Origin of the sequence: Paenibacillus jiangxiensis, assembly GCF_046098255.1 — a bacterium.
Classification (GTDB): Bacteria; Bacillota; Bacilli; order Paenibacillales; family Paenibacillaceae; genus Paenibacillus; species Paenibacillus jiagnxiensis.
In genome coordinates this window covers 373309-387777 of the sequence record NZ_JBJURI010000002.1, presented here as the reverse complement: position 1 = coordinate 387777, position 14469 = coordinate 373309, and the positions used below count along the sequence as shown (strand labels likewise).

At 50.9% G+C, this 14469-nt stretch carries 12 protein-coding genes and 1 rRNA gene; 2 read left to right on the top strand and 11 right to left on the bottom strand.

What is annotated here, in order from left to right; translation table 11 throughout:
- From ACI1P2_RS03620 to ACI1P2_RS03605, 4 genes are all read right to left on the bottom strand, one after another.
- Positions 1–351: ribosomal RNA gene (locus tag ACI1P2_RS03620) — 16S ribosomal RNA — on the bottom strand; the annotation flags it as partial.
- Positions 352–751: 400 nt separating this feature from the next.
- Entirely contained in the window at positions 752–2353 is a 1602-nt protein-coding gene (locus ACI1P2_RS03615) for an amidohydrolase (protein WP_355316876.1), read from the bottom strand.
- Positions 2350–3021, bottom strand: a complete 672-nt coding sequence (locus ACI1P2_RS03610) for a 4'-phosphopantetheinyl transferase family protein (protein WP_408976125.1) — start codon at positions 3019–3021, stop codon at positions 2350–2352. Before ACI1P2_RS03610 ends, ACI1P2_RS03615 begins: the two co-directional genes overlap by 4 nt.
- Positions 3022–3113: 92 nt before the next feature.
- Positions 3114–4460, bottom strand: a complete 1347-nt coding sequence (locus tag ACI1P2_RS03605; protein ID WP_355316873.1) for an MFS transporter — start codon at positions 4458–4460, stop codon at positions 3114–3116.
- A 264-nt stretch (positions 4461–4724) separates the two neighbouring features.
- On the opposite strand from ACI1P2_RS03605, the gene yhbH reads away from it, so the two are divergent.
- Both yhbH and ACI1P2_RS03595 read left to right on the top strand, forming a co-directional pair.
- Positions 4725–5885 (top strand): sporulation protein YhbH, encoded by a 1161-nt coding sequence (gene yhbH / locus ACI1P2_RS03600; RefSeq protein ID WP_355316871.1) that lies wholly within the window; start codon positions 4725–4727, stop codon positions 5883–5885.
- A 142-nt stretch (positions 5886–6027) separates the two neighbouring features.
- Positions 6028–7470 carry a SpoVR family protein gene (locus ACI1P2_RS03595; protein ID WP_355316869.1) on the top strand — a complete coding sequence of 481 codons (1443 nt, stop codon included), beginning with the start codon at positions 6028–6030 and terminating at the stop codon, positions 7468–7470.
- Positions 7471–7845: 375 nt separating this feature from the next.
- On the opposite strand, the gene ACI1P2_RS03590 is transcribed toward ACI1P2_RS03595, so the two are convergent.
- From ACI1P2_RS03590 to ACI1P2_RS03560, 7 genes are all read right to left on the bottom strand, one after another.
- Positions 7846–8958, bottom strand: a complete 1113-nt coding sequence (locus ACI1P2_RS03590) for a glycerol dehydrogenase (RefSeq protein ID WP_355316867.1) — start codon at positions 8956–8958, stop codon at positions 7846–7848.
- Between the two features lie 77 nt (positions 8959–9035).
- Positions 9036–10124, bottom strand: a complete 1089-nt coding sequence (locus tag ACI1P2_RS03585; protein ID WP_355316865.1) for a PHP domain-containing protein — start codon at positions 10122–10124, stop codon at positions 9036–9038.
- A complete protein-coding gene (locus tag ACI1P2_RS03580) occupies positions 10034–10888 on the bottom strand; it encodes an alkaline phosphatase family protein (protein WP_355316863.1) in 855 nt (284 codons plus the stop codon). Before ACI1P2_RS03580 ends, ACI1P2_RS03585 begins: the two co-directional genes overlap by 91 nt.
- A gap of 15 nt (positions 10889–10903) precedes the next feature.
- Positions 10904–11689 (bottom strand): DeoR/GlpR family DNA-binding transcription regulator, encoded by a 786-nt coding sequence (locus ACI1P2_RS03575; RefSeq protein WP_355316861.1) that lies wholly within the window; start codon positions 11687–11689, stop codon positions 10904–10906.
- A gap of 3 nt (positions 11690–11692) precedes the next feature.
- Positions 11693–12727, bottom strand: coding sequence for an ABC transporter ATP-binding protein (locus tag ACI1P2_RS03570; RefSeq protein WP_355316859.1), 1035 nt, complete (start codon positions 12725–12727; stop codon positions 11693–11695).
- On the bottom strand, positions 12724–13527 hold the full coding sequence (locus ACI1P2_RS03565; RefSeq protein WP_355316858.1) for an ABC transporter permease: 804 nt from the start codon (positions 13525–13527) through the stop codon (positions 12724–12726). Before ACI1P2_RS03565 ends, ACI1P2_RS03570 begins: the two co-directional genes overlap by 4 nt.
- A complete protein-coding gene (locus ACI1P2_RS03560; protein ID WP_355316856.1) occupies positions 13524–14450 on the bottom strand; it encodes an ABC transporter permease in 927 nt (308 codons plus the stop codon). The genes ACI1P2_RS03565 and ACI1P2_RS03560 overlap by 4 nt, the downstream gene beginning before the upstream one ends.
- Between the last annotated feature and the right edge of the window lie 19 nt (positions 14451–14469).

The window sequence follows — 14469 nt, the reverse complement described above, 5'->3', positions numbered from 1 at the left end:
GAGTCTGGGCCGTGTCTCAGTCCCAGTGTGGCCGATCACCCTCTCAGGTCGGCTACGCATCGTCGCCTTGGTAGGCCTTTACCCCACCAACTAGCTAATGCGCCGCAGGCCCATCCTCAAGTGACAGATTGCTCCGTCTTTCATCATGCTGCCATGCAGCAGCATGAATTATCCGGTATTAGCTACCGTTTCCGGTAGTTATCCCAGTCTTCAGGGCAGGTTGCCTACGTGTTACTCACCCGTCCGCCGCTAACTCTCAGAGGAGCAAGCTCCTCATCAAGTCCGCTCGACTTGCATGTATTAGGCACGCCGCCAGCGTTCGTCCTGAGCCAGGATCAAACTCTCCAATAAAGATGTTACGAAGTAACATCGACCTCACCGGATTTGGGTTCCACTCGACTGAGTGAATCAAATTCGGTGAGCGTTATCGAAAGAGCGATTAAGCTCATTTGAATCTGACGAGATATCATATCTCAATTCCGCAATGTCATTCATTCTGTCATAGACACGAACCAAATGACATTGCGGATCGGTTTTACGATGTAAAACCTACTCACTCGCTGTTCAGTTTTCAAAGATCAAACTTCGTCGTCGCTTCAGCTCACCGCGTCAGCAACTTTTATATCTTAACACGCCTAATCCAACTTAGCAACCCCTATTTTTAAAAAATCTAACTTCCCATACCATCCATCCCACATACACCCGTTACAATCAATGGAGAGCCTTCATCAAGAAGGCCCTCTCCGGTATATTATGCTTGATAACCCACGGTACCGTTTACTACCGTCATAAGAACCTTTTGCCCCAGCAGCTCGTCCGGGGATACTTCAAAAATGTTCTGCTGTATAACTGTAAAATCAGCGGCATACCCTTCTGATATTTGCCCTCGCTGGTCCGCTTCCCCCGCTGCTTCTGCACTCCCGGTTGTAAACAAATGTAATGCTTCCCTTATATCAAGCTTTTCGGCACGCAGATAACCACCATGGGTTTCTTCAGGCTTACGACGGGTAACCGCCGCATGAATACCAAGGAACGGATCCAGCGGCTCAATGGGAGCATCGCTCCCCCCTGCACAGGCAATACCAGCATCAAGCAACTTCCTCCATGCATATAGATACCCGGTTCTGTCAGGGCCGACTCTTTCCAGCACCCATGGAAAGTCACTTGCCACAAACCTCGGCTGAATATCCGCGGCCAATCTAAGACAAGCCATTCTTGCCACAAGTTTTTTATCCAACACCTGCGCATGGATAAATCGGTCAGGCAAACGTGCAGCCGAATCCAGTCTGTATTTTTCAATAGAGGTTAGAACCATATCCGCCGCCCCGTCTCCAATGGCATGTACTGCTATTGGAAATCCGGCGCTTCGAGCACGTAAAGTGATATCCTCCAGCTGCTCCTGACTTAAAATCGCCATCCCCCTCGTTCCGGGCGCATCATAATAAGGCTCGCGTAGCAGAGCGGTTCGACCCCCGATCGCTCCGTCGGCAAATAGTTTCACCGCCCCGATTGCCAGCCATTCATCAATCGCACCAGTCCCAAGCCCCAGTTTCTGGGCCTCCTCGAGGAAAGGATAATAAATCAATTGATGTGTTCTGAAAGCGAGTCCTTCTTCATACAGCTCCTTGTAGATACGAAGCATCGTCTCAATATTGCCGAGAAAGCGAAGATCTTCGGTATGAGATGCCGTTAGGCCCAGACGCAGCGCATCTTCACATGCCCGTTTAATGCAGGCTTTTTTGACGGCATATTCGGGCACCGGCTGAGCCTGGTTAAACGGCTGAGACGCTTCTTCATATATCCAGCCATTCAGCTGCCCCTGCCCATCCCGGCCATAAGCTCCAGACACCGGGTCAGGTGTATTCTCATCAACCCCCGCTCTCCGGAACGCTTCAGAATTACCAAGAAAGGCATGGAAGCAGGTACGGGTAAGAAAAACTGGATGTCTGTCCGTGACCGCGTCCAGTTCATGGATGTCGGGAGCAACCGCGGGCCGGAAGGCATTTTCGTTCCAATTCAGCCCCAGAATCCATTCTCCTGGCGGAGTTATTTCCGCCCGCTTGCGCAGCATTTCCAGCATTTCCACCTTGGATTTTGCTTCGGTAAAATCAAGCATCCCCAACTTCATGCCATGCATGGAGAGATGCATATGCGAATCAACCAGCCCGGGCAGCACATAGGCGCCTTCCCAATCAACCGTACGATAACTCCGGCCACTGAGCTGCAGCTTCAGGTCGTCTGTTTGTCCTATCGCAATGATTTTGCCGTTCTCAACGATAACTCCGGCTTCTTTGCTGAACCCTGTCAGCGGGGAGAGTGCTAACTTGCCGTTTTGAAATAAGGTCAAACTCATAATTGCTCACGCTCCGCTTCCAACGTACTCAATTGAATATCTGTACAGGAAATATAATGTACTGTGTCAGGAAATCGATCATGCGAAGCAGTTACTGCTGCCTTATAACCCGCTTCGATGCCGTATTGTTTAAAGTATCGAAAAGGTGAATCCCACCCGTCGGTATGTATAACACCGCCAGCCTGACCGGCAGAGAACGTTACTTTTTTCAATGGAAGGTTAAGTCCGCGGCCATCAGCCTTTGCAAAGCTTTCTTTTAAAGTCCACAGCTCATAAAAATGGTTTAAGCGCTCCTTTTCAGGACGCTGCATCAACTCAGCAAGCTCCTGCTCCGAAAAGCAAAAACGCGCCACCTCCAAATCAATTGGCCGCATTTCTTCAATATCAACGCCTAACGGTTCGGCATCCATCGCACACAGCACCCATTTTCCTGCATGAGAGACGTTGAACTGCAGCTGCGGATAACCTTCAATGAAAGGCTTGCCATGCTGTGATCGGGCAAAGCTAAGCTGATCGTTCGCCAGACGCAGCCGACCGCATGCCAGCCAGCGCACCAGCACCTCGCCCCCAAGCCCTCGCAGAGCATCTTCTTTCCGAAGAAATCTTTGAAGGCGGTTTCTTTTCTCTGCAGACACCCAGCCAAGCATTTGCTCATAGCTTGCAGCCATAGCCTCTACGGATATATCCATCGCAAAGACTTCCATATTAATATCACCATCCTTTCATTGAAAAAGACACTGCTAAGCAGACATTCAAAAAGCTAACGGTGAATGCTGCCCGATTGTTCAGCCGGGTCTGACCCCATGCTCTTATGCGGAAATAAATCCCCCTGATCGGCTGCCAGAGCGTCAGCTTGGCCCTTCGCAACGTCCACCAAGCGCAGAAGCACAATTCCTGCCGCAAAAAAGGCAATAAGCGACAAAATCCCCCAGCGGGACGAGCCTGTGAGCTGGCCTACAAGACCAAACACAAAGGGTCCGAAAATGGACGAAAATTTGCCGGTTATATTAATAAAACCGAAATATTCGCCCGTACGCTTCGCCGGGATCAATTCACTGAACAGCGATCTGGCAATGGCCTGGCTCCCTCCCTGCACCATGCCGACCAATGCCGCAAGCATATAAAAATGCAGCGCATTTGTCATAAAATAACCCAGGACAACAATTCCCAAATATACCGTTAACGAAAGCGTGAGTGTTCGCTTGGCCCCCCATGCCACGGCGATTCTGCCGAGCAGTATCGTAAAGGGAAATCCGATAAACTGCGTGATCAGCAGAGCTGTAATTAAATGAGAGGTGCCGATCCCAATCCCGCTGCCGTAGATCGTGGCCATTAGAATAATCGTGTTGATACCGTCATTAAAAAACCAGAAAGACAGCAGCAGCTTAAGCAGTTCCGGCAAACGTCTGATGTTTCGCAGCGTTTGGCCTATCCTGCTGAACCCAGCCGACCAGCTAATTATACCTGCTTGAACTGAGCCGGGCAGTTTACTCCGTCCCAGCCTTCCGCTGGCACGAAAAAGCGGCAAAGAGAAAACAAGCCACCAAAACGCCACCGTCACAAAGGTCCATTGCGTCGCCTGCAGCGAGCTTTCCAATCCAAACCAGGCCGGCTTCTGGATCATGACCATATTAACGGCCAGCAGAAGTCCACCTCCGACATAACCGTAAGCGTAGCCTCTTGCCGATACCGCTTCCCTCTGCCCGGAAGGAACGAGATCGGGCAGCATCGCATCATAAAACGTATTGCCCCCGGCAAAACCGATGGTGGAAAACACCAGCAATATGGAGGCCAGCAGCCAGTCTCCCTCGCCAACCAGGCTGAAGCCGAGCGTCGAGATGATACCGATTCCCGTAAATATTTGCAGGAAACCGCCTTTGCTGCCTGACAGATCGGCCAGTGCACCGAGCAGCGGAGACAACAGTGCGACACACAGCATGCCGATGGCATGAGTATACCCCAAATAAGAGGAAGCTGTCGTCGCATCCAGCGTTGAAGCCGCCACCGTAGCGTAAAAAACAGGCAGAACCGCCGCCAGAACGGTCGTGGCATAACCCGAATTGGCCCAGTCGTACAGAACCCAGGCCCGCACCGCTTTCCGGTTCATCCGATCCCTCCCCTTCTCCTTTGTATATACCTGATTTTAACAAAAAAGCCGACCTTGCTTCTATCCCGGCAAGGTTTGCCGTACCCAAGAGCATACCATTTCTCCATCAAGCCGGTATAAAATCCTCCCGCTAAGTATGTATTTTTGAGCCTCAACCGTTAATTTTATATCTCACCCTATCACATATCAGACCGCTCCCTGAATATACTTAATAACCAAAACAATCTGGTTGAATGCAGTGAAATCCATAAGGGGGTGCCTGACATGTCAGAATTACGCCAGCCGTCGTTTGTTGTGTCCCGCGAAGATTGGTCGCTGCATCGCAAAGGGTACCAGGATCAACAGCGCCATCATCAGAAGGTGAAGGAAGTCATCAAACAGAATCTGCCCGATCTGATCACGGAAGAAAATATCATCATGTCCGACGGAAAACAAATCATCAAAGTGCCGATACGCAGTCTAGACGAATACCATATCATCTACAACTTTCAGAAGCAGAAGCATGTAGGGCAAGGCGACGGTGACAGCCAGGTCGGCGACGTCATCGCCCGCGATCCCGCTGCCAAGCAGCCGGGTAAAGGTGAGAAAGCCGGCGACCAGCCGGGTCATGATATTACGGAAGCCGAAGTCAGTCTGGAGGAGCTCGAGGATATTCTTTTTCAGGAAATGGAGCTCCCGAATCTGAAGCGTAAAGATAAAGACGAAATTGAAGTTAAATCCATCGTTTTTAACGATATCCGCAAAAAGGGCATGCAGTCCAACATCGACAAAAAGCGGACCATCTTGGAAAATCTGCGGCGCAATGCGCGGCAGGGAAGCCCTGGAATCCATCATATCACCCCCGACGACCTCCGCTACAAAACCTGGGAGGATAAAATCGTACATCAGTCCAGCGCCGTCATCATTGCCATGATGGACACATCAGGCTCCATGGGCTCATTCGAGAAATACTGTGCGCGCAGCTTCTTTTTCTGGATGACCCGGTTTCTGCGGCGCCAGTATGAAAAGGTGGAAATTGTATTTCTCGCCCATCATACTGAGGCCAAAGAGGTTACTGAAGAAGAATTTTTTACCCGCGGCGAAAGCGGCGGCACAATCTGTTCCTCAGCCTATATCAAAGCGTTGGAAATCATCGACAAACGCTACCCTCCATCGAGCTATAATATCTACCCCTTCCACTTCTCAGACGGAGATAACTTGACCTCGGATAATGAACGCTGCGTCAAACTCATCGGCGAGTTGATGAAACGCAGCAATCTGTTCGGATACGGAGAGGTCAACCAATATAACCGCAGCAGCACCCTGATGTCCGCCTACCGTCATATTAAAGTGGATCAGTTCATGTATTACGTCATCAAGGAAAAAGGCGAGGTATATCAGGCTCTGAAAGCCTTTTTCCGGAAAAGGGAAGAAAGTCCGGCCTAAAACCTAACGCGAAAAAGGCAGCTGCTTATCGGCAGCTGCCTCTTTGATTCACCTGCACACGGAAATTATTCATCTTCCTCATAAATCGGTTGTCCCCACATACAATGGGAAGAATCGTACTTCGACAAACGGAGGGATTGCTATGACCCAAGATGAAATGGTTCTGCTGGAACGGGCGATCGCAGAAATCACCGAGATTGCAGCAGGCTTCGGCCTTGATTTTTATCCGATGCGTTACGAAATTTGCCCGGCTGACATTATATATACGTTCGGGGCTTACGGAATGCCGACCCGTTTCAATCACTGGAGCTTCGGGAAAAACTTTCAGAAAATGAAAATGCAATATGACTTCGGACTCAGTAAAATCTATGAGCTTGTGATCAACTCCAACCCCTGCTATGCCTTTCTGCTGGAAGGCAACTCCCTGATTCAAAACAAGCTGATCGTGGCGCATGTGCTGGCCCACTGCGACTTTTTCAAAAATAACGCACGCTTTTCGACATCCAACCGCAATATGGTGGAAAGCATGTCGGCTACAGCCGAACGGATCAGCGGCTATGAGCTTGAACACGGCACCGAGGCTGTAGAATCGTTCATCGATGCCGTGCTGGCGATTCAGGAGCATGTCGACCCGCAGCTGATCAAGCCGCGCCAGCTGGATAAACAGCGCTATCTTGAGCTGAAAATGCAGGAGCAGAAACAGGCGGCCAAGGAATACCGCCCTCCAGGCCAATATGATGATCTCTGGGATTTGGATGACCTGAACGACTCCGCTCCTAAAACTAAAGAGGCACAGGTATTTCCTTTTCCGCCCGAGCCTGAAAAGGATGTGGTCTGGTTCATTCAGGAATTCTCCGAGGTGCTTGAGGACTGGCAGCGGGACATTATGACCATGCTGCGCGACGAAATGCTGTACTTCTGGCCGCAAATGGAAACGAAAATTATGAATGAAGGCTGGGCCTCCTACTGGCATCAACGTATCATTCGCGAAATGGACCTTACCAGCGACGAGACGATTGAGTTTGCGATGCTGAATGCCTCCGTGGTGCAGCCCTCGCGGCAAAGCCTTAACCCCTATTATCTCGGGCTGAAAATTTTTGAAGATATTGAACGGCGCTGGGACAATCCGACACAGGAGGAACAGGAACGCGGAGGCCGGGTCCCCAACCAGGGGCGCGACAAAATATTTGAAGTGCGGGAGTTCGATTCCGACACCTCATTTATCCGCAACTACATGACCAAGCAGCTGGTGGAGGATCTTGACTTATATGTATTCGAAAAACGGGGGCCGGATTGGAAAATCACGGATAAATCCTGGGAAAATATCCGCGATCAGCTCGTTTTTTCCCGTATTAACGGCGGAGTTCCATACCTAGTTGTGCAGGATGGCGATTATATGCGGACCGGCGAGCTCGTTTTAAAGCACCACTATGAGGGTGTTGAGCTTGACCTTAAATATTTGGAGCGCACCCTCCCTTACCTTCATTCTCTATGGGGAAGAACCGTGCATCTGGAAACCATTGTGGAAGACAAGAAGGCCATGTTCTCCTATGACGGCAGCAAGCACTACCGGAAGTTTTTATAACAGCCTGGGCATTCTTTCGTATTTTGCAAGACGCTCCGAGAACGAACCATTCCTACAATCGCTGTTGACCCTCCGGGCCAAAGGCGAACGCTGCGCTTTTCCGGAATTGCTTCGTCCTCTCCGCTGCTCCGTGCAGTCCTGCTAATTATACCGAAAAGAAATCGCTAGGTTCTTGCTATTTCTGATTAAAAAAGGTCAAGAACAGGATGCTCAAATTCCCCCTGTTCTTGACCTTTTGTACTTTCTCCCCGCACATCATGCTGGTTGCGGGCATTTGAAAACCACTAAGGAGACAGCCTCTATAGCAATGAGTGAGCTTGCTCAACCAGCGAGGCTATCGCGTTCGATTGGCAGCATAAAATTCACTCATGAACGCTATAAAGACAGCTTGGCCTTGTAAGCTTTTGAGTATTGATCGGCAGCCAAAATGGCGTCAAGCACGTCGTCCGCCGTCACCTTGAACGGGAGATTGGCAGCCGTCTCCCCTTCTTTGGTGGCCGCTTGTGCAACCCGATACAGGTCCTCGACCGGGGTATCCTTTAACTTCAGATTCTCAAGCGTAACCGGCAGGTCCAGCTGCAGATAAAAATCGATATACCGCTCGATTTCATGCAGCGGCCGCTGCTCAAGCGCAAGCTGCACGAGCGTTCCGAAGGCTACCTTCTGTCCGTGCGTCATATGGTGAATCTCGCCTTCAAGCACCGTAAACCCGTTGTGGACCGCGTGAGCGCCTGCCAGGCCGCCGCTTTCAAAACCCAGGCCGCTAAGCAGCGTGTTGGCTTCCACAACAGCTTCCAGGGCGGGGGTAACCACTTTTCGCTTGACCGATTCGTAAGCCAGCACCCCGTAATCAAACAGCACTTCCTCACATTTCTTAGCGATGGCCTCAGCGGCAAGTGTAGGAAGCCCTCCGGCCATAGTGGTCGCTCTCGCTTCGATGACCGCGCGGGCTTCGATCCATGTTGCAAGCGCATCGGCAATTCCGGATGCCAGGAAAAGCGGAGGAGCACCAGCAATGACCTTCGTATCCACCAGGATAAGATCCGGATTTTTGCGGTAGAAGGAATAGGATTCAAATTCTCCCGTGTCGGAATAAATAACGGACAGGGCACTGGTGGGAGCGTCTGTCGAAGCCGTGGTCGGAACAATGACACATACGGCGTTTAGCCGATCATTTACCGCCTTGGCCGTGTCCAGTGTTTTGCCGCCGCCAACGCCGATCACAATATCCACATTGCTGCCCTTGCCCTGTTCCGCCAAACGCTCGATTTCGCTGCGCGAGGCTTCCCCGCCGAACTCGGCTTTCACTGCCGCAATACCGGACTGTTCGAGACTGTTGGCAACCCGGCTGCCCGCAATATCCCAGACAACGTCGTCCGCAATCACCAATGCAATGCTGCCGAGTCCTTTTACATACTCTCCTGTTTTATCAACCACATTTTTGCCTTGAACATACTTTCCCGGACTGATGAATACTCGTTCTGTCATACTTCACCCTCCTTTTCCTTATTCACTTCAAATATTACCCAAAGAAGCTTCCGGAATTCAATTGCAAATGTAATATTTTACAAACTGTCAATCGGCAAAGTATAGGGCTTCCGCTCACGATAAATCGTTAATTCCTTGTAACCTGCCTCAAGGGCGGCTTGTAAGGCTTCATCCAGCAGCCTTCCGATATCATCGGGAAAGTGGGAGTCCGAGGATAAGGTAATGGGTACGCCTTGTTCAGCAAGAACGGATAAAAATAACGGACTTGGACAGCTTTCCGCAACCGGGTACCGATAGGCCAATCCTGTATTGATCTCGGTCCCTACACCGCTGCGGATCATCTCCTCGGCCACCTCGCGATAATATGGAAGCAGAACAGCTTCATCAGCCGGGCGGAAATTGAATACTTTGAGATTGTCGGGATGAGCGATAAATTCAAATATTCCTGATCTGCAGGCTCCTTTAAGAAGCTCAAAATAACGGCCATACGTCTCCAGCACATCCATTTGCGCGAACCGGTCCTGAGTATCCGGATTGTCAAACCCCCATCCATCCATATAATGGACAGAGCCAATGACATAATCCCAGTCATAGCCTGACAGCAAACGTTCAAGTTCAGCCTCCGCGCCGGCGAAATAATCAGCTTCTACTCCAAGCAGCAGATCAGGACGATCTTTTTTAGCTTCTATCACAAATGAAACAAATTCATCGAGAGACGCGACACACACTTGGTCCAGCCATTGCCTCTGAATAAGACCGACCGGGCTGTCGTCCAGCAGCAAATGCTTCTCATAATAGGCTCTGCATTCGCGAAAACGGTAGAGATGATCAACCACGCCAAATACAGAAATACCTTTGGCTCGTCCTGCAGTCAGGTAGCGGTCCAGCCAATCACTGCTGAAGCAGCCCTGGCGCATCCTGTGACTCAACTGTCCGGTCAATTGCCCAGCCCATTCAAGAGAATGATGCTCTTCTTTGCCGGACGAGCAGTTCGTATTCCTCAGCGCTTCCAGTGTTCGTGACAGCCAGCGATGTGAATAAGGTCCTTCTTCCAGATGAAAATGCAAATCTACCTTCAATGCGCTGCACTCCCCGCTTTTAAAGTTACAGCCGCTCGGAAACTGTCCATAGAGCGCATAGCTGGTGATGGTTCCAGGCCTAGGCATTGGCAAATTAGCGGTGCGATGGCAAGCTGAGGCAGCGGCTGACTATCCTCCAGTTGGACGGGAATATCGATGTTCATATAGAGCGGGACAAGCCGCTCCTCCACTGCTGTTCCCCCATGCTGGCCGCTTGTGTTCATCCCGTGATCTGCTGTGACAACGACCCGATAACCCTGCGACAGCCATACGGGAACCAGAACTGCCAGCAATCCATCAGCCGTTCTGACGGCAGCCTCATATTCCTTGCTGTCACCGCCGTACTGATGCCCCGCATCATCAATATTCATCGAGTGTATATACAAAAAGTCAGGGCTATGGTGGACACGCAAATGCTCCGCATCCGCAAACAAATGGCTGTCCGGATAATGATCCTCGAAATAGAAAATGCCATGCTGAATCGGCTTGCCCGCATCGTGCTGCTGACGATCCGTCAGCGGATTGAACGGAGCGGAGTTATACAGCTCGCTTACCCAATGATAGGAGGCCGCAGCCGTGATCAAATTCGCCTCTGCTGCCAAATGGAAGACACTTTTCTCCTTGCTCAGCCGGACCACCGAATTCGTAGTTATCCCGTTTTGATGAGCCGGGACTCCTGTCAGCAGCACTTCATACAACGGCCGGGACAGACTCGGCAATTCGGACCACACCTGACGGCAGGCCAGCTCGCCCTGTTCGACCAAATGCTCCATGAAGCCCATATACTTTCTGGCTGCGTCGTATCGCAAGCCATCGAGCACAACGACGATACATTTATTTTCTGAATGCATCACTTTCTCCACCTCTCATTTCGCTTCAATCCATTGCAAATGACGGGACTTGACCAGAGGAAGCCATTCTTTCGGCGGGGCCACATTGCTCACCACAGTATGCACCTCGCGGATCGGCGCAATTTCCACAAATGCCTCCCGGCCGATTTTCGAGTCATCCGCTAGTACAATGGTTTGCCCGGCATTTTCTATCATCAGACGGGACATGCTTGTTTCCTCGATATCGTAGTCGCTAATTCCCCGCTTCACAGAAATTCCACCGATTGAAATAAACGCTTTATCCACACGAAATCGGGACAAGGTATGCTCGGCTACAGAACCCGACATGGATTGTTGCTCAGGATTCAAATCTCCACCAATCACGATGATTTTTCCTGAGAAACGTCCGGAGTTTAAAGATTCCATTAAGTAATAAGCCACCGCGATGGAATTGGTCAGCACCGTGAGCCGCTCCCGGTCGGCAATAGCCTTGGCCAGCTCCAGCGCAGTCGTTCCAACGTCAATGACAATCGTATCGCCGGATGCAATCAATTCGGCAGCCTTGCGGCCTATTCTCTCTTTTTCCTCTGCTTTTACCGTTTGACGCTGCAAATAAGGAGGCTCATAGGCGCTTGGCTTGACAGTTATCGCCCCGCCATACACCCGCTTCACAAGACCTTCCCTTTCAAGCAGAAGCAAATCGCGCCGTACCGTTTCCTCTGAAACCTCACACTGCGCTGACAGCTCCGCCACTTTTACCTGGCCTTCCAGTTTTAGCTGCTCCAGGATGAATTTTTTTCGCTCCTCCGACAAAATAGACATTCATCAGGCACCTTCTTTCTCCAGCTCCAATAAGTTTGCAGGGTCGAGGCTGATGCGAATTTGCTCTCCTTCCCCGGGCCTCTGTGAACGACCGTCGTTTAACAGGTCAATCGTCAAACGGACTTCCGCTGCGTCTACCGTATAGCGCAAAATATTCCCCAGAATAGCTACGTTGTTTACCCTGCCTTCAACAACCTTCTTCTCTGTTCCCGTCTCCCGGTCTGCCGGCAGTAATGTGATCGCTTCAGGACGGATAGCGAAGCTGTCTCCCGCAGCTTCCACCCCGCCGAAGAGACGGATGGCCTCTGCGCGGGTAAGCAGGTTGTAGCTGCCCATGAAGCGTGCAACAAATTCCGTTCTGGGCCGGGTATACAGGGTTTCCGGTGTTCCTTCCTGCACAATGCGGCCTTGATTCATCACACATACCCGATCCGACATAATCAGCGCTTCTTCCTGATCATGTGTAACGAAAATCGTCGTCATGTTAAAACGCTTCTGAATGTCTCGAATTTCCGTACGCAAGCTTTTGCGGATTTTGGCATCCAAAGCGCTGAGCGGTTCATCAAGCAGCAATACTTTGGGCTGAACGGCCAGGGAACGCGCCAGGGCTACACGCTGCTGCTGTCCTCCGGACAACTGCTGGGGATACGAATCCCGTTTCTCTTCCAGATCGACAACCGCCAACAGTTCATTGGAGCGCTGGCGCCGTGCTTCCTTTGCAGCCCCCCGCATTTTCATGCCATACTCAATATTTTCCCTTACCGTCAGGTTCGGAAACAGCGCATAGGATTGGAACACCATCCCCACCTCCCGGTTCCGTGGAGGCAGCTTGCCGATATTTTTGTTATCCAGAATAATACTTCCTTCATCGATCTCGGTAAGACCCGCAACACACCGCAGCAGGGTGCTCTTCCCGCAGCCTGACGGACCAAGCAGCGTCACCAGCTCGCCTTCGTGTATTTGCAGATTCACCTGATCCAGCACCTGGGTTTCTCCGAACGTTTTGCGGATCTCACGCATTTCCAGATATGCATTCACCCCTGTTGCCCTCCATTCATACGCTTGCCCAGCTTCATAAATACCGTGGACAAGATGAAAATGAAAATAAAATACGAAATTGCAATCGCGCTCGCCAAATGCCCGCTCGTATTCATTCGTTCAACCAGATAAATCTGAACGGTCTTGATATGTCCGCCCACCAGCATATTGGTCAGCACAAATTCTCCGAACAATACTGAAAACGATAAAAGTGTGGAAACAAGCACACCCGGCCATATATTGGGCACGATCACACTGCGGAACGCTTTGATCGTGCTTGCTCCCAGCAATTCCGCCGCATTCAGCAGCTCCACCGCCGATACGGTAAGCAGGCTGTTGCGGATGCCCTGATACATATAAGGAAGAATGGCAATAAAATACGCTCCGATGAGCAGATAGACGGTACCTGAAATATTAAACGGTCCGCTGGAGTAAGCACGAATCAAGCCGACCGCCGCCACAACGCCGGGAACTGCATAAGGCAGTACGACAATACCTTTCATCAGCACTTCCCATTTCGGAAAATAGATTGTAATGATAAAAACCGCCGGCAGCATAATGACAAGACTTAAAGCTACACTGATCAGACATAAATACAGGGAGGTCCATAAAGACTCAAGGAACCGCAAATCCTTGAACATCTCGCCAAACCATGCCAGCGTCCACTGCTCGGGAAGCAGACTGTCCTGCCAATTCATGGCCAAGGCGTACAGTCCGGTTACCGCCAAGGGCAGCAGCAAATAAATCATCAGGAGAAGCATGAGCAGCCGGTTGATCCATCCCGTTTTGGAACCCGTCATGATCGAGCCTCCCCCTTTGTATTTTTCCAGAACAGCATTCGCGGGCTTCCGGGCTTTCGCAGCGGCCTCTCCGCCTTTGCGGAGCTGAAAGCTTCCGTGCGTTTAGCCATTCTCGAATTCAGGAAAACGGCCAGGAATGTAGTCAAAGCAAGCACAACGGCCAGTGCGCTTCCCAGTTCCGGCTGATTGACCACATCCCCGGCAATCAGGGAGCTGATGCGGGTTGCCAGCAAATTGTAGTTGCCCCCGACAAGCGCATAGGCGGTGGCGTAAGCGCCCATTGAGTTTGCGAACAGAATGCCCATCGTCCCGAAAATCGCCGGCGCCAGCACTGGCAGGCCGATCGTTCTCCAGAACTGCCACGGGCTTGCTCCCAGCAGGGAAGCCGCCTCCTGCCACTGATCGCGGATTCCATAGAACGCTGGATACAGGAGCAGCAATGAAAGCGGCACTTGAAAGTACACATAGACAAGGGCAAGCCCTGTCCAGCTGTACAGGTTGAAATCATCAAATACGCTCCAGCCCCATTGCTGGAATAACAGCGTAAATATTCCGTTATTCCCGAGCAAAATAATATAGGCGAAGGCCAGCGGAATGCCGGAAAAGTTGGATGTCATGTTGGAAATCATAAGCAGCCTATCCCGAATGGCAGGAGCAAAGCGCGTTACCGAGTACGCGCTGATTAATCCGATGACAATGCCGGCAAGGGTAGAATATACGGAAATCAGGATGCTATTTTTAATGGCCTGCAAATAATAGGAGCTTTTAAAAATAGTAAAGTACTGGATCAACGTAAAGCCTGGCTGGCCTTTTTCCCGCAAGCTTCCTGTCACCATCGACAATAACGGTACAAGCTGAAACGCCGCTATCATCAACGCAAAAGGCAGCAATCCGAGGGCAAGCCAGCGGATTTTCTGTTTCACGCCTCCACTCTCCTTACCT